The sequence below is a fragment of the Geobacillus sp. 47C-IIb genome, assembly GCF_014679705.1.
GTDB lineage: Bacteria > Bacillota > Bacilli > Bacillales > Anoxybacillaceae > Geobacillus > Geobacillus thermodenitrificans.
Genome location: NZ_CP061473.1, coordinates 3,349,501 through 3,366,890, shown reverse-complemented (window position 1 = coordinate 3,366,890; position 17,390 = coordinate 3,349,501). Strand labels below are relative to the sequence as shown.

Below are 17,390 nucleotides of genomic sequence, written 5' to 3'. Positions count from 1 at the left end.
AGTTGTATATACCACTTTATTACCAATTACCTCCATATTTCGCTTCTTCAAATAGCTCTTTTTCATCTATTGAAATGCTTCCCTGTATAGGTATGATGGCACATATCTTTGTCACCACATCCGATAAAACACTTAGAAGAACGTGGAAGGATTTTGTCGTGAAGTAACTATGGTGATTCTTGATCACTCAAGACCAAATGATAAATATCATGCCTTTATATTAATGAAGAAACTCCCCTGCCTCTATTCGGCAGGGGATCTCGTTCGTCTCTTCTCCGTTAGACCAACCGTACAACTGTCCGGCCGCGTAGTTCGCCGCGCAAAATACGCGCAAGCGCCCCCGGCAGTTCATGAAGCGAAATTTCATGGACAATTTGCTCCAAATCCGGCTTTAAATCGCTAGCCAATTGCTCCCAAATGCGAAGGCGCAAGTCCATCGGGCAATAGACGGAATCGATGCCAAGCAGGCTGACACCGCGCAAAATAAACGGGTGGACGGTTGTCGGCACCTCGACGCCTCCTGTTAATCCACTCACTGCCACCGCTCCGCCGTAGCGGATACGGCTCAACACGGTTGCTAGCGTCCGTCCGCCAACCGGATCGACCGCCGCCGCCCAACGCTGCTTATCAAGCGGGCGGATGCGCTCGGCCGTGACATCCTCGCGCGTCAACACTTCTTTTGCTCCTAAAGCACGCAAATAGTCGTGCTCTGTCGCTTTGCCTGTGCTCGCTGCCACCGTGTAGCCGCGCTTGGCAAGCATCGACACTGCTAGACTGCCAACACCACCCGTTGCCCCCGTGACGAGCACAGGTCCGCGTTCCGGAACAAGTCCGAGCTCCTCAAGACGGTGAATGGACAACGCCGCTGTAAAGCCAGCCGTACCGATCGCCATCGCTTCTCGTAACGTCAACCCTTTCGGCAATGGTACGAGCCAATCGCCATGTAAACGCGCATACTCACTGTACCCCCCAAAGTGAGTAACACCGATTTCATAGCCGGTCGCAATCACCTCATCCCCTTCGCGAAATCGCGCGTCGTTTGAGGAGACAACAATCCCAGCCAAATCAATCCCTGGCACAAACGGATACGTTTTCACAATTTTACCATCCGGAATCGATGCCAATCCGTCTTTGTAGTTGACACTTGAATAGTGGACGCGGACGACGACATCTCCTTCTGGCAAATCATCCATCGAGAGCGTTTCAACTCCGGCTGTAAACTCCGCTTCGGTTTTGTTGACGACAAACGCTTGGAATGTCGGCACGGTTCCCCCTCCTTCTTCATTTTGTTTATTCCGCTAGTCTATGTTCGACATACTAGCAGACGATTCCTTTTCCCAAAACGTCGGTGCTATCATCATCCCACTCTTCGCTGTTGGGCGGCAGTCATCCTTTATGTTCCTTCCTTCGCTTCCCCCTCTTCACTGCCGCGTTTTCCCATACAGCAGCTAAAACTCTATAAAAATGCCAGCCAAGGCAACCACCCGGCTGGCATTCCTTTTCTATTTGATTTGTGCTAATGCCTCCGTCAAGACACGGACAAGGAATGAAAGCTCATCATCACTGATGCACAGCGGCGGCGATAAGGTAAGCACGTTGTTGTACCCGGCGACCGTCGCTCCGTTTTTGCCGATAATGACACCATGCTCTTTGCAGCGGCTGATTACTTGATTGACGAGCGATACATCCAGCGGCTCTTTCGTCGTTTGGTCAGCAACAAGCTCAATGCCGACAAGCAGCCCTCTTCCGCGCACATCGCCAACATACGGATGGTCAGCCAGTTTCGTTTTCAGTGCTGAAAGCAGCCATTCGCCCGCCTCACGTGAACGGTCAAACAAATGCTCTGTCTCCATGATTTCAATATTTTTCAGCGCCAGAGCGCACGAAGCCGGATGGCCGCCAAACGTATTAACATGACGGAAATAGTCGTATTCATCCGTTCCTTTAAACGCCTCGTAAATTTCCTTCCGCACCGCCGTTGCTGCCAGCGGCAAGTAGGCGCTTGTAATGCCTTTCGCCATCGTAATGATATCCGGCTTAATCCCCTCATGCATGAACCCAAACGGCTTCCCTGTTCGGCCGAAACCGCAGATGACTTCATCGACAATGAGTAGTGCTCCGTGTTTTTCACATACTTCCTTGACCGCCTTCATGTATCCATCTGGCGGCATGAGCACTCCGCCGCCCGTGATGATCGGCTCCATGATCATGGCGGCGATCGTCTCACTCAGTTCCCACGTCATCACATCGTCAACAGCTTTCACGGCTCGCAGCTGGCGCGGATCGTCCGCTGCATCAGGATCGCGGTATCGATCAGGCGGCGGCACATGGATGAAGCCCGGAGCGAGCGGCTCATATTTGTATTTTCGTTGTGCCTGTCCGGTCGCCGCGAGCGCTCCCATCGAATTGCCGTGATATGCCCGGTAGCGGGAGATGATTTTGTATCGGTGGGGTTCGCCACGTTGCTGATGATATTGACGGGCAATTTTAAACGCTGTTTCATTCGCCTCCGACCCGCTGTTGGAAAAGAAGATGACATACTCATCGCCTAACAGCTCATTGAGTTTTTCCCCAAGCTGAATGGCAGGCAAGTGACTTTGCGTCAGCGGGAAATATGGCAGCGTTTTCAGTTGCTCGTACGCCGCTTCAGCGAGCTCCTCGCGCCCGTAGCCGACATTGACGCACCAAAGCCCGGCCATGGCGTCCAAATATTTGTTTCCAGCGACATCGGTCACCCAGCATCCTTTGGCTTCGGTCACAACAACCGTCGCGTTTGGATTGTACGGCTTCATCGAATGCCAAATGTATCGATCGTCTTTGTCGAGCCATAATTGATGGCTTTGTTCAGTTTTCATCACCGCTTGGCTCCTCTCTATTTAGAATCGCCTCATGCTATAGTCATTATCGCGCAACTTCCTACGCCATTCATTAGACACAATGTAAAAACAGTCATTGAATCTGTTCCACAGTTTGACTACCTTGTTCTATCTAAACCGCCATCCATTCCCCTGTTGCGCTCTTCCCCATGGAAGCGGGCTTCCTAGCTGCTCCCGCAAACAGGCTTTCCGTTTCCATTCACTAAAGTTGCGCATTTCTTTGCGCGTATAGCGCCTCTCCATCACCCATCAAGTAGTCATACGCTTTGATCATCAGCTCAATAGCCAATCGTTTGTTCGCCTCCATGAAATTATCCCCAAGGAAGCTTTCCAGCTTCTCGATGCGGTGATACAACGTTTGCCGGACGATAAACAGCCGTTTTGCCGCCTCTTGCTTCGAACCGTTGCACTGCAGATACACTTTGAGCGTTTCAAGCAGCTTTCCATTATATTTCCGGTCATACTCAATAATCGGCCCTAAATATCGGTTGATGGCCTCACGCAAATCGCTATATTTGTCTAACACCATAATCATCCGGTATAAATGCAAATCATCGTAAAACAGGCTAGCTCCCTGTTCGTCCAACCGACTGCGAATTTTCAGTGCCTCTAGCGCAGCGCGGTAGCTTTGATTGATGGAAGAAAGAGATGGGGCAAATGTTCCGACGCCGACCGGCAAGGCGGAAAGTCGTGTTTGCATAAAGTCCGATGCCATGAGACATTTGATTCCTTCCTCGATCCGGCTCTTCCACGTCTCCTCATCCCGAAGATTGATGGCAATAAACGCAAGGTGGCGCCCCATCTCTACCGAAAATAAGAGAAACCCGCGTTGCTCAAACAGCGAACGGCATAACAGCTTAAAATATGTTGAATCAAAGTTTCCTTTTTGACCCGCCGTCCCCACTTTACAAACCCATACCACGCCCCCGCGGCTATGAAGGGAAGGATGATGGTCTAATAAATAGGAAGAAATCTCTTGATCGGAGTACTCTCCTTCAATCCAGCCCTTTAGCCACTCATTTTCTTCTGTGCGCCGCCTCTCCTCGACGTAAAGGTTCCGCAACAAGTGCTGGGCCAGCGCTGTTGCGGTGCGATCCAAAATGAGCAAATCAAACTCGTTGATGTCCCGTCCGACAGGAAGAAGGGCCAACTCCGCGTATTCAGCACCAAATAACGAAATCGGCTTGACGACCGCAGCTGATGGCCAGTCGCTTTCTCCTCCAAGCCCAACACCTGCCCCCAAATTCCCCCTTGGCCGGCTCGGTATGTATTCCACATCCCCGCCGTGCATGTGGAAAACAACCTGATGGCCTAGGCAGCTGTGCAAAAATGTTAAAATCTCCCGATAATGATGAACCGTCAACAGCTTTTTGTTCAACTCTTGAGAATACGACTCGAGCTGAGCGATCATTTGATACTGCTGATTAATTAAATACGTGTGAATATCGTGAGTAATCTCGACGAAAGGAACTTCCTCAAGAAAAAGAATGAGCGGGAAATGATGACGGTTAGCCAGTTCCAGTGCCTCCTTTGGAATGGAGGAGGCATACGTTCCCAATTCGATGCATAGCCCGGAAGCATCACATTCGATCAGCTGCCGAAGCAGCGATAAAAACAATGAGTCATCTTCCCGCCACCCGACACCGGTAGACAAAATGAGCTCTTTGCCGCGCAACAAATTGCTGATTTTCGTGACCTCAACAACATGCACCCATTTGACCGTCCTTGACAGTCCTTCTTTTCCAGCAATAACGACCGCCTTTTGGAAATACTTCCTCTGTAAAACATCGGCGACTGTCAGAGGAAAGCCGTACCCCATCCTTTCCTCCCCCTTTGCTTGACTACTGTCAAAAATATTCGGAACTTTACAACCAAAATCCTGCTAATAAGATAACGTCTATTGACAAATTGTCCAATAGCTACCTATTTTTTATTGGCACTTTGTCTAATGTGCATCATGGCTTTTCCCTATACACTAAAAAAACAGCAGCATAGTCAGACTATTTAGTTAATTTCACTTCCTTTGAAAGGAGGAATTGGGATGAATCATTCCGGTCTGCAAAAAGGGTTAAAAGAGCGCCATATGACGATGATTGCCATCGCCGGGGTTATCGGTGCCGGGTTGTTTGTCGGAAGCGGAGCTGTCATTCACTCGACAGGACCAGGAGCCATTGTTTCTTACGCTCTAGCAGGCGCACTCGTCGTGCTTGTCATGCGGATGCTCGGGGAAATGGCGGCCGCCCGCCCGACGAGTGGATCGTTTGCCGCCTATGCTCATGAAGCGATCGGCCCATGGGCAGGATTTACCGTTGGGTGGCTGTATTGGTTTTTCTGGGTGATTGTCATTGCCATTGAAGCCAACGCAGGAGCGGCAATCATCCAATATTGGTTTCCTTCCATTCCGTTATGGCTCCTTAGCCTCGTTCTCACCATTTTGATGACACTGACAAACATTTGGTCTGTAAAATCTTACGGGGAGTTTGAATATTGGTTCGCCTTCATCAAAGTGGCGAGCATCGTTCTTTTCCTCATTCTCGGCTTGGCGTTCATCTTTGGCCTCGCTCCAGGCAGCGAACCTGTCGGGCTGAAAAACTTAACCGGCCACGGCGGATTTATGCCGCATGGCATCGGCTCCATCCTTGTTGGCATTGTGATCGTCATTTTCTCCTTCTTCGGAACCGAAATCGTCACGATCGCTGCCGGAGAATCAGCCGAACCACAGGAAGCAGTATCGAAGGCGACCAAATCGGTAACATGGCGAATTTTAGTCTTCTATATCGGATCCATTGCCGTTGTCGTAACCTTGCTGCCGTGGAACTCCGCAAGTGTCTTGAAAAGCCCGTTTGTTGCCGTTTTGGAACATGTTGGCGTCCCTGCGGCCGCCCAAATTATGAACTTTATTGTATTGACTGCCGTTTTGTCCTGCCTCAATTCCGGACTGTACACAACGTCGCGCATGCTTTACTCTCTCGCTGAAAAAGGAGAAGCGCCAAAGTCATTTTTACGGCTCAACAAAAACGGTGTTCCGGTTCGGGCGGTCATCGCCAGCACGTTGTTTGCCTATATTGCCGTCATCATGAACTACGTCTCGCCAGATAAAGTGTTTCTCTTTCTTGTCAACTCTTCCGGAGCGATCGCATTGCTCGTCTATTTAGTGATTGCTGTCTCACAACTGCGCATGCGACAAAAACTTGAACGCGAAAACAGCACCGCCTTAAAAATCAAAATGTGGCTGTTCCCATACTTAACCTATTTTACGATTCTCGCCTTGCTCGTCATCCTTGCCTCCATGCTGTTTATTGAATCAATGATCTCACAGCTGCTGTTAACATTGCTCATTACCGCCGTCGTCATCGTTTACTACTTCGTCTTTGCCCGGCGCCACCTCAATCCAAACTACCAGCCAGCCACGCCGACGCCGGCGAAAGATTAATATCCATCAAGACGAAGGAGAATCGCGCCCACCAATAAGGGCGCGATTTCTTTTGAATCGACTCTTTTGTTCCCCCGCGACTTATCCACCTTATGTTTTTATGGACATACAAAAGTGACAACTTTTCAAACTTCCACCGGTATCTATATACATGGGTCGCTCCGCGTTGTATACTGACATTGAGAAGAATTTCACAAAAACTAGGAGGACGAAACAATGATTGTCCATGAACTGATGGACATGGAACATTTATTTGTAGAGCAATTGCAGGAAGGTTACTACATCATCCACGAAACGTACCAAAACGTGCTCGTTGAACCAGAAGACGGTGACGCCGTCCGGCAAGTGGATGCCGGAACCGAAGAAGTCGTCACCATCTTGTTCGACCCGGGCAATGAATATTCACTCCTTTGTCTTGATACGTACACGTTTGCCGGCGACATGCCGTCCTTAACTGAGCTGAAAGAGACGATTGCTGCTGAATATGATGTGTTTGTCAACAACGATCACGCGGCATCCTTATAATCCCCGCCCCTAAGCAGCCGCCATAGGAGAATCTGCGTACATTCCGGCAACCACACACACCGCCATGAGCACAGCTGAAACAAAGACGAAAACACTGTACGGAAATGATTAGCCAAGAGACAGCCCGTTCGCTTAGCGAGCGGGCTGTTTTGATTTCCGTTCAATTTGAAACACTTTAAAGCCGATATCAAGATCAATCTTTCCCGTTTCACGAATGATTTTCTCCCCTGCACGGCAGATGCGTTCACGACCGATGTCACAAATCGTCCGAAACCCAGCTTGATACGCCGCAGATGTTTTCACCATCCGTTCAGGGAGCTGCACCATGATGAACGACCGCTGTCCCCCGTCTTCGGCGTTTTGCTGCATGACCGCATGAGCCGTTGTCGCCGAACCGGAAAAAAAGTCGAGGATGACGTCATCATCCTTCGTTGTCAATGCCACCATGCGCTGAATGAGCTTGACCGGCTTCGGGTAGTCCATCACCGCCATCCCGTCAAACAGCTCCTTCAGCTCTTTTTTCGCCTCTTGCGAGTGAGACACTTCATCATGCGTCCAGATCGTAAGCGGCGTCATCGTCGGTTTCACTTCACGCAAAAACCGCTTCAGGCGCGGCACCCCGTTTCCGTCCTTGCCAAACCAAATGCGATTGTCCGCTGCCAGCTCGGCGAAACGTTCTTTCGTCACCCGCCAGCAATACCCGCTCGGCGGGGAAACGACCCGGCCGCCCGGCGTCACGATGTCATAAATTTTTTCCGGAATGGGCGGACCGACCGACAAATCGCCTGACATCCACGGCCCGCGCGGGTCGTTGTCTGGATTTGCATACCGCCCATTTGCCTCCGAGTCGCGCGGCAAGCCGTACCAAGCGAGACGGTCGATGTTTTTCGCATAGCACAAAATGAAGTCATGGTTGCGGGAGGCGAACTTGTTCATGTTGACCGGCGAAAACGCCCGCTGCCAAATGAACGTCGCGACGAAATTACGCTCACCGAAAATTTCATCGCACATTTTTTTCAAATTGGCCTGTTCCGTATCGTCAATAGAGATAAAAATGGCTCCCGTCTCAGCCAACAACGCCTTCGCCACCCAAAGGCGCGGATACATCATGTTAAGCCAGCCGGCATGAACGCGCGCTTCCTCCTGCTCTATATGTGAAGCGGCGCGCTTCCTTTTGCGCCAATTGTCTTTGTACGTGAACGCTTTGCCTGTATTGTACGGCGGGTCAATGTAAATCATTTGCACGCTTCCTTCATGTGACGCTCGCAGCAGCTTGAGCGCTTCCAAATTGTCCCCTTCAATATACCAGTTGTTCGTCGTCTCCCACCGCTTACTTGCCGCTCGGTCGGGCCGCAGCGCTCCGATGGCGGGCGTTTCCGCCAACTGCTTCGCTCCCGCCTTCCCCGGCCATGTGAATCCGTACACTTCGTCTTGCTCTTCGTAACCAAGCTCTTTTTTCAACCGCTCCCAATCGATCGCTTCGCCTGCCACCACTTCCGGAAAAAGCTCTTTGACCCGCTCCAGCCTCGCGCTCACTGCCCCTTTTGTTCTCCTGCCACCGTTTGCCATAGCACGCCCCCTCTCCCACACCACCCTGTCGGCGGCGCTTCTTATCCACCAACAAGAGATCGTATTTCCAATATTTCGCCATGGCAAACGGTTTTCCTGCCTCAATTCTTAGCCAAAAAACACCCCCCGCCTCCTGCGAACGGAAGCGGGGGAGTAGAATCCTTTAAACGAGGCCTTCCTCTTTCAACACTTCAATCTTCCAGAGGGTCTATCTGCGGAAGAATAGTTTCAATCCTCTAAACGAGGCCTTTCTCTTTCAACAGATCCTTCATTTTACCATTGATTTTCTAAGGCGGCAAGGGGCCATTTTGCACACCCCTTCCACCCCCTCAAAAAATAAAATGTGGTTATGTCAACTTGTACGACTGACCAAAAACGTCAACCATCCAACCCATTGATAAATCAAGATCATGTTTCGTTTTACGAAAGAAAAATCGCCATGCACACCTCCCCCGTTTTTTGGCTGTTTTTGGACCGTACACCGCGCCATATGCACGGGAACGAACCGAATTGGCGGGGAAGGCGGCATGGCAGCTGAAGCAGCCAGCAGCGGCGCTATTCCTTTTTCCATCTTAATGGTGGCGGGAAGCCACCTGATCGAACACGCGGCACCCGACTCGATACATGTGCAGGACGGCACCGTCGACAACGAACGTTTGGGCTTCTCCGTGCCTCGACGCATAGTGCTCGAGACCGATCATAAAGTTCACCCCTTCGCGATAGTCGTCGTTTCCTAAGACGTGCAGCGATGGGGATAGAAGATGGCGGGAAAGGAAAAGAATCGTCTTTTTCCGCGCGCGTGTGAGCGAGACGTTCAATCGGTTGAGGCTGTAGATGAACTCCCCTTCCATCGCGGCCAGTTCCGGGTCGGCGACGCCGTAGCTGATGATGGCCGCTTCCGCCTCCTGACCTTGCATTTTGTCGACCGTATCGACGAAAAACGGCGGACGCAGCCCCTCGCGTTCAAGCGCGCGGCGAATGGCGCGGATTTGCGCGCGATGCGGCGAGATGATAAACAGTCCGTTGCGCCAAAACGCCTTGTCGCCGTCTGGCGTATCATGATATCGTTTTCCATCGCCATCAAGCAGCCGCTCCCGAAGCGTTTTCGTTACGCTCGCCACCCAACGCGCTTCCGCTTCGTTTTCTTGTGCGCCGTACACGCCATCATACGTGCAGACGACAAGCGGATAGTCGGGATCGATCGCCGCTTCCACCCATTCATCGGCAGTTGGAGCGGCGGCGAGCGTCAGCGTTTGCTCGGCAATTCGACGGTTGAACGCCGTATAATCCCGTCCGTAAATCTGCTCAGCCGGATAGCGGCAGAGCGTCTCATTCATGCGGAAATTATCCGTCAACTGGCAAGTGAGCCGCTTCTCCACGTCTGCGTCAAACAGCAGGCGGAAAATCGATTCGAACAAAGGCGGCTCCCCTTCGACGGTCTTGTACGCTCCTTGAATAATCGGCGGCAGCTGAAAATGGTCGCCAACAATGAGCAGCCTTCCTGCCTTTTTCACATGACGGAGCGCGAGCAACGAATCAGCCACCCGAATTTGCGACGCTTCATCGAGCACGACGACGTCAAATCCGCCAGCTAGCAATCCTTTTTCATGCGCTCGTTGGATGCCGTACAGCGTGGCGCCAAGCACGCAATGACGGCCGCTGTCAAGCCATTCCCAAACTTCGCCGTCCGCCAGTTCGATGATCCCTTTGGCGTTTTCCGTCTGAACCGCGCCGAGCTTCGCAATGCTTACCTTCCCTTGCGGCGCAAGTTCCTTGATTTTGTTCAGGCAGTTTTCGATCGCCGCGTGGGTGAAGCCAGAAATAAGAATGGCGAGCCTCCGCCCTCGCTTCTCATAAATCGCCATCAGCAAACGAAGCGCCGCGGCAATAAAGTGCGTTTTCCCCGTGCCCGGCGGCCCCCAAACGAGCGTCAATGTATAACGAAGAAGATGGAGAAACGCTTGACGCTGGCTTTTCGTCAGCCTGCTTTCACGGAGAAGCGCCTTGACTTCGTCCGCTTCCCACTTCGGCCGGAACGTTTTTCGATAGCGGATCGGGTCGCGGATCAAATCCAGAATGCGATGATTTTCCTGATCCAACGCTTGCAGCGCCCGCAAGACGCGCACTGTGGTCAAATCGGCATAGCGCAGCGACAGCAAATAATTCTCGCCTTTGACAAGCGGGAAACGGTCAAGCAATCGAGGCAGCTCGAGTTCAAGTTCAGCCGTCTTGCCATCATCATCGATCGTGCGAATACGGGCAAAGTACAAGTTGGCCCATCTCGGCGCCGACCGGTCGCCTGCGTATTTCATATCGGGAAACGTCTGTTGCGCTTTCTCCCCTTCCTCATCACATTCCGTCAACAGCCAGTTGGCTTTTTGGTCGATTGCTTCAAGTGCATGTCGATTGTTCAATCGAAACCGCTTGGCGCCAAGGTACGTTATATGAAGCGTAACTCCCGTTTCAAGCCGATCGGCAAGCGGAAGCGAGCGGCGCTGACGAACATCCAAGTAGTTTAATAGCGCCTCGTAGCGCGCCATAAACGCCAACTTCGAAATGAGCGGATCACGGTAATGAGCCGAATCGGGAAAACGGAATTTTTCCGGCCAAACGGCGAGCGGAGAAGGCTGGATACGAGCAGCCCAAGCACGGATACCTCGGATGATACTGTGAGCAGCCCAAAGGCGGCGTCTCAGTTCCCCCTCAACCTCTTTCCTTTTTTCTTCGTCCCCGGTTTGCCACGCGTCATGCAATACATCCATTTTCATGGCGTTTGTCAAGCGAAACGAAAAGCGCTCGTTCGCTCGATACGTAAACGGACGATCGCTGTAAGCGGCGATATACGCCGACAAGTCCTCAAGACGGTAAGCAACATGCACCGGCAAAGCAAACAGTTGGCTCGCTACGGTCGTCAAAACGACAACTGGAAGCGGAACCATCTCCTTCGGGTGCTGATGGGCGCTCGATAGCACACCACTATGAAAATAAAATAATAGACGAACCGCTTTTTCTTGGTATTCGCGATCAAGCAGAAGCTCAGAAAGCATATGTTGCAAGTTGTCCCATTCATAGTTGTCAACGACATACGCCTGCACGGATTTTTGCGCCTGCCATTCGCGCGTTTTGTTGTAATCATGCACCGTCTGAAGCAAGCGATCGAGCGCGTCGACAAACTTCCGAATGACCGCATCGCATTCTTCCAAACAGCGGGCGACAAAATGATGCATTTCCGATCCCGTTCCAAACACGTCTATTCCGCCAACGCGGTACAACGATGCGGCCGCGATTTTCCCCGTCGCCTGATCGCGCTGGGCGGTGAAAATCAAACGGATATCCTCCCACTTGGGCATATCCGCTACAACGCGATCGTGCGGAATGACTTTTTCTTTAGCGATGGCCATAAGCTGGGTTTCAAGCCGCCGGCGCTGGCGGGCCAATGTGGCGTTTTGTTTCAGCACGGATCCGTTTTCTTCACGCTGAAGAAATTGGTGAAACGCTCGAATAGTTTCAGGCAATTGCTGTTCGCGGACGAAGCGGGAGGTGTAGCTGGATAAGTACGGGACAAGGGAAATGTGCGCCTGTTGCCGCGCCTTGTCCAAACAGTAGCTATAAAATGGACACCATTCGCAACGGTAATCCAAATGCCAAAACAAGTCATCCGCCTGTTTTTCCGTCAGTATCGTCAGCTCACTGGATAAAAAATGTTCAATATATGGAATCAGCTGGCGAATGTTGGTCGTTTGCGGCTGCTCAGCCCCGTACGTCCATATCCTCGTTTCGTCCAAATCAACCTTCCCTTTGATTCCATGCTCTTCTAAAACGAAAGATAAAATCAGTGCGTACAGCGCTGTTTGCACACGGTGAGAAAATTGCAATGCGTCGGACGATTTTATATCAATGATGCGAAACGTCCAACCGTCTTGCCCCCGCACACATTCAATAACATCCGGACGGCACGCCGCAAAACGGACGGTTCCCGGATTCAATCCGTACCGTTCGTAAAAACGGGGCGGCACAATCAAGGTGGGCTGATACAAATATCGCTTGCTCGGCTCCTTCAGCTCCCGGATCGTCTCTTCGCTATCCAAATAACAATGTGAAAGTGGCAAGTCAGACACCTGCTTGCCCATCTTCACTTCATCGGCCAAATAGGTGGAAATTACCGTCTTCTCCCACTCCACCCCACGGCGCAACACGTTTTCATGGCTCGCCGGCCGTCTAAACAGTTCTTCAGGCACATCGAGCTCGCCGCGCCGCTCTTTCGCCAATGATCGAAAATACAAGTTTCGCTCACACTCATGGTAAAAATAGCTGGCAATTTTCGCCGGAGAAACGTAAAACATGCACCGATTCCTTTCTTTCTATGTATTTTCGTCCCAAACCGATCGCTGCGTACAGCAATTGTTTATTATATCATACGGCCCCATTTCCTCCTCCATGCCAAGCGGTAGGCACGAATAAGTCTGTTTTACAGATTGTATGTTGGAAATTGGGGAAATGAGACGGCATGCTCAGCAAGGGCATGCTCTCACTACTGTTCGACCAGCTTGACCATACATGAGAAAGAACATTCAAAAACGTTATTGTGCGACGCTTCCATGAAAGAAGGCGGGCTATGTAAGCCCGCCTAGCTCTCATTATTCAAGACCTTGCTCCACTTGTTTGATCATTTCCGATACGGACGTTAACCCACCGCCCGATAGATACCAATAGTTCGGATCCAGGTACACAATATGGCCGTTTTGATACGCTTTCGTCTTTTTCACGAGCGCGTTTTCAATCGTTTGTTTCGCCGTCGGTTTTCCTTCGACAACAGCGTCACGGTCAATGACAAACAAGTAGTCCGGATTTTGCTCCGCAATGTATTCAAACGATACGTTTTGCCCGTGCGGCGTATCCGCTTTTAAATTCGGGTCAACTGCTTGGACACCAAGAACATCATGAATGAGACCAAAGCGCGACCCTTTTCCGTATGCACTCACTTTTCCACCGGTCGTTAAAATGATCAACGCTTTTTTGTCGCCCGCTTTCGCTTTTACAGAGTCAATTTGTTTTTGGATATTCTCCAATTCTGCTTCGACTTCGTCTTCCTTATCAAAGATTTGCCCCAATAATTTCATGTTGTTAGAAAAAGAATCAAGGTAGTTTTTCGTGTCAACAGCCATGTACACCGTCGGTGCGATTTCACTGAACTTATCATACAGCTTAGCTTGACGTCCGGAAATAAAGATGACATCCGGCTGAATTTCACTTAACTTTTCAAAATCCGGCTCCTGTAAACTACCGACGTTTTCATAGTCACCGCTTTTGTATTTTTCCAAATACGATGGCACGTTCATTTGCGGCAAGCCCGTCACGTTCGTCCCTAAGCGATCGAGAGTATCGAGCACACCAAAATCAAACACAACGACTTTTTCTGGATTTTTCTTTACTTTCACTTCGCCAAGTTCATGCTTAACGGTGATTTCTTCGACTTGAGCTGCTTTTTTCTCGTTGTTGTCATTGCTTGTATTGCTGCTTGTATTTTCACTGTTTCCGCAAGCGGCTAATACAACAAGAAGCAATGCAGCAACAACCGATAACCACCACTTTTTCATCTGCTTGTACCCCCATTTGTATGATGATCGACATAAGCGAAATGTATATGTTGACAGCTTTTCCGCCTGCTTGGCAAGGGGCGCCCAATCTTGCCTGAGCGAACGCAAAAGCTGAATCAACCATAGGAATCTAAAAAACCATGCGTTTCGTGCCGACAATGAAACGAGCGCACAATCCGCCACGTTATGGGTCACGCAAGCTTCGTCTCGTCGGAACAAGCCGTCGAGCCATATTCACCATTGGCATGATCGATCTTAAAAATATACACAAATGCGTCTGTTCTCAATCGTTTGGATATGAACATCCATATCGTAAATGCCACGCAGTACTTGGCTGCGCATCATAGTGGATACATCGCCTTCGGAAACGACTTTTCCATCCTTTAAGGCAACGATGTAATCGGAATAACAGGAAGCGAAATTGATATCATGCATGACGATAACAATCGTCTTATCCAGCTGATCCACTAAGTTGCGCAATACTTTCATCATTTGCACGGAATGTTTCATATCTAAGTTGTTTAGTGGTTCATCCAAAAAGATATAATCGGTATCTTGTGCAAGCACCATGGCAATATACGCCCGCTGCCGCTGCCCGCCGCTCAATTCATCAAGATAGCGGTGTTGCAGGTCATCGAGCTCCATGTAGTGAATGGCTTCGCGCACATATTCGTTATCTTGGCGCGTCAATCGGCCGCGCGAGTACGGAAATCGGCCGAATGAAACGAGTTCCTTCACTGTCAGCCGAGCAGCAATATGGTTTGACTGCTTTAAAATCGAAATTTTTTTCGCCAGTTCCTCTGTCCGATAACGGCTGATTTCTTTCCCATCGATCCATACTTCGCCGCTATCTTTCGGAATGAGGCGGCTCATGATGGACAGCAATGTGCTTTTCCCCGCCCCGTTTGGACCAATAAGCGATGTCAGTTGGCGCCGGGGAATCGAAAGCGACACTTCATCAACGACTTTTTTTCCGCCATATCGTTTCGATACTTGCTTTACTTCTACCATGCTTTTCGCTCCTTTAACAAAAGATATAGGAAATATACCCCGCCTACCATATTGATAATGACGGACAATGTCGTCGAAAAGGTGAACACCCGCTCAACAACGAATTGACCGCTGACAAGAGCGATTATGCCAAACAGGGCCGCTCCCACCAACAAATAGCGATGTTCATATGTTTGGAAAAACGCGTAAGCGACATTGGCAACAATCAAACCGAAAAACATGATCGGCCCAACGAGCGCCGTCGATACAGAAACAAGCACCGCGATAACCATTAGCATCCGCCTAACGACAGTCTCATAGGAGACGCCTAAGTTGATCGCATGGTCTTTGCCAAGCGATAACACATCCAGTTCATGAAGATGCCGGTACGTGTACCATATAGCCACCACAATGACAATACCGGCAGGCCAAAGCAACTCGGTTTTCATATTGTTGAAACTAGCAAACATTCGGTCTTGGATAATCGAAAACTCATTCGGATCGATCAAATATTGCATAAACGATGTCACGCTTTGAAAAAACGTTCCAAGAATCATCCCGACAAGCAGGATGAAATACACCGTCTGTCCTTCCCGTCGAAAGAGGAAAGAATACAGAAAAACCGAAAAGCCGATCATGCCCCCGGCGGAAAGAAGAAAATGCACCGTATCGTTCATCATCGTCAATGTCGTCGATCCGAACAAAAACACAACCGCCGTCTGAATTAACATGTACACGGAATCAAGTCCAATAATGCTTGGCGTTAAAATACGGTTGTTCGTTATCGTTTGAAACAAAACGGTTGAAATCGCTCCCGCCCAGCCAACGAGCACCATCGCCGTCACTTTTTCACCGCGGGAGCGTAAAACATACTCAATGTTGCCGCGCAACTCCGTAAATAAGAACAACGCAATAAAAGCTAAGGCCAGTACAACGAGCGCTGCTGTTTTCATCCGGTTAGACATATTGCTTCGTTCTCCTTATAAGCAAATATAAAAAGACGCCGCTCCCGATCACCCCGACCGTTAAGCCGATCGGAATCTCGTATGGATAAATGACGATCCGACCAAACAGATCGCAAACAAGCACGAACAAAGCCCCAGCAAGCGCAGTGACCGGCAGCACTTTGCGTAAATGATCACCGTAATACATCGTCACAATATTCGGAACGATCAACCCTAAAAACGGCAAGGAGCCGACTGTCAACACTTCAATCGATGAAGTGACCGCGACAATGATCAGTCCTGTATACACAATCGACCGGTAACGAAGCCCTAAATTCGTGGCCATCTCTTCTCCCATGCCCGCGATGGTAAATCGGTTGGCGTACGCGTAAGCGATCGCCATAAGTGGGACGCTAATGTATAACATCTCATAGCGTCCTTGCATCATGACCGAAAAATCGCCTTGCAGCCAAGCGGAAACCGATTGGATCAAATCATATTTATACGCTAAAAACGTCGTCACCGAGCCGATGATATTACCAAACATGAGACCGACGAGCGGAATGAACACCGAATCTTTATACTTGACACGGTCCAATACCGTCATAAACAACAATGTTCCGGTGAACGCAAACAACACAGCAATGGCGGCCTTTACGATCGGCGAGGCCGAGGCAAACAAAATCATTGACACTAATAGCCCGAGCCGCGCCCAGTCCATCGTTCCCGCCGTTGTCGGCGACACGAATTTGTTTTGACTAAGCTGTTGCATAATCAAGCCGCAAATGCTGACGCTCGCCCCAGCGATGATGATGCTGACGAGCCGCGGCAACCGGCTGATCAAGAAAATTTCCCACGCATCACGGTCTCCCTCCCATAGCGCACGGGGGGATAAATCATGCACCCCGACAAATAAGGAAAGAAGCGATAATCCAAAAAGCAACAACACCCATTTTTTCATTGTCCTCATCCTACCGTTTGTCTTCTTTTATCTGCGCTCATCCCACTCGTTCAACCGCCTCATAAAAACTCAATCAAGTGACAACCGAGCGCAACCTAACTATGTATCCTTTTTCTTTCTGTCGTACAACCCCTTGCTGAAGCATCCGGCCACCATTCCGCTTCCTAGCCAACATATTTTACTAGAATGTGAGAACGAATCGGCTCACAAACCTTTTATCATAGAGAATGATTATCAATACCACAACATCATTTTAATTGATAAAAATTATCATTGTCAATAGGTTTCATTGTTTTTCATTTCCTTCTCATCATAATGTTGTTTGATCAACCGTTTATTGCGTGCCGTGCTTTAGGATGGTACGCAACAGATTAGCGCACCAGTAATGGCCGAACCAAAGCGCATGCTACGAAACTTCCGTAAAGCAAACAACTGCTATTCGGAAAGACGGTTTTCTTCAAGAGAAACGCCACATTTTCTCCATGCGCATATGAT

The 17,390-nt window shown here is 50.0% G+C and carries 11 protein-coding genes; 2 read left to right on the top strand and 9 right to left on the bottom strand.

The window, feature by feature from the left end:
* Positions 1-278: 278 nt before the first annotated feature.
* From IC804_RS16935 to IC804_RS16925, 3 genes are all read right to left on the bottom strand, one after another.
* Positions 279-1,265, bottom strand: a complete 987-nt coding sequence (locus IC804_RS16935) for an NADPH:quinone oxidoreductase family protein (protein WP_008879435.1) — start codon at positions 1,263-1,265, stop codon at positions 279-281.
* 237 nt (positions 1,266-1,502) lie between these two features.
* On the bottom strand, positions 1,503-2,855 hold the full coding sequence (locus tag IC804_RS16930) for a taurine-pyruvate aminotransferase (RefSeq protein WP_008879436.1): 1,353 nt from the start codon (positions 2,853-2,855) through the stop codon (positions 1,503-1,505).
* Between the two features lie 223 nt (positions 2,856-3,078).
* Positions 3,079-4,695 (bottom strand): PucR family transcriptional regulator, encoded by a 1,617-nt coding sequence (locus IC804_RS16925; protein WP_060475795.1) that lies wholly within the window; start codon positions 4,693-4,695, stop codon positions 3,079-3,081.
* Between the two features lie 222 nt (positions 4,696-4,917).
* On the opposite strand from IC804_RS16925, the gene gabP reads away from it, so the two are divergent.
* Positions 4,918-6,309, top strand: coding sequence for a GABA permease (gene gabP / locus IC804_RS16920; RefSeq protein WP_029760926.1), 1,392 nt, complete (start codon positions 4,918-4,920; stop codon positions 6,307-6,309).
* 216 nt (positions 6,310-6,525) lie between these two features.
* Entirely contained in the window at positions 6,526-6,834 is a 309-nt protein-coding gene (locus IC804_RS16915; protein ID WP_029760927.1) for a hypothetical protein, read from the top strand.
* A gap of 132 nt (positions 6,835-6,966) precedes the next feature.
* Here IC804_RS16915 and IC804_RS16910 read toward each other — a convergent pair whose 3' ends face one another.
* The 6 genes from IC804_RS16910 to IC804_RS16885 form a co-directional block, all read right to left on the bottom strand.
* Positions 6,967-8,403 (bottom strand): site-specific DNA-methyltransferase, encoded by a 1,437-nt coding sequence (locus IC804_RS16910; protein WP_060475794.1) that lies wholly within the window; start codon positions 8,401-8,403, stop codon positions 6,967-6,969.
* 572 nt (positions 8,404-8,975) lie between these two features.
* Positions 8,976-12,746 carry a bifunctional RecB family nuclease/DEAD/DEAH box helicase gene (locus IC804_RS16905; RefSeq protein ID WP_011887243.1) on the bottom strand — a complete coding sequence of 1,257 codons (3,771 nt, stop codon included), beginning with the start codon at positions 12,744-12,746 and terminating at the stop codon, positions 8,976-8,978.
* 294 nt (positions 12,747-13,040) lie between these two features.
* Positions 13,041-14,000, bottom strand: a complete 960-nt coding sequence (locus tag IC804_RS16900) for a siderophore ABC transporter substrate-binding protein (protein ID WP_008879446.1) — start codon at positions 13,998-14,000, stop codon at positions 13,041-13,043.
* A gap of 255 nt (positions 14,001-14,255) precedes the next feature.
* Positions 14,256-15,011, bottom strand: coding sequence for an iron ABC transporter ATP-binding protein (locus IC804_RS16895; protein ID WP_008879447.1), 756 nt, complete (start codon positions 15,009-15,011; stop codon positions 14,256-14,258).
* Positions 15,005-15,955 (bottom strand): iron chelate uptake ABC transporter family permease subunit, encoded by a 951-nt coding sequence (locus IC804_RS16890; protein WP_008879448.1) that lies wholly within the window; start codon positions 15,953-15,955, stop codon positions 15,005-15,007. The genes IC804_RS16895 and IC804_RS16890 overlap by 7 nt, the downstream gene beginning before the upstream one ends.
* Positions 15,948-16,895 (bottom strand): ABC transporter permease, encoded by a 948-nt coding sequence (locus IC804_RS16885; protein ID WP_008879449.1) that lies wholly within the window; start codon positions 16,893-16,895, stop codon positions 15,948-15,950. The genes IC804_RS16890 and IC804_RS16885 overlap by 8 nt, the downstream gene beginning before the upstream one ends.
* Between the last annotated feature and the right edge of the window lie 495 nt (positions 16,896-17,390).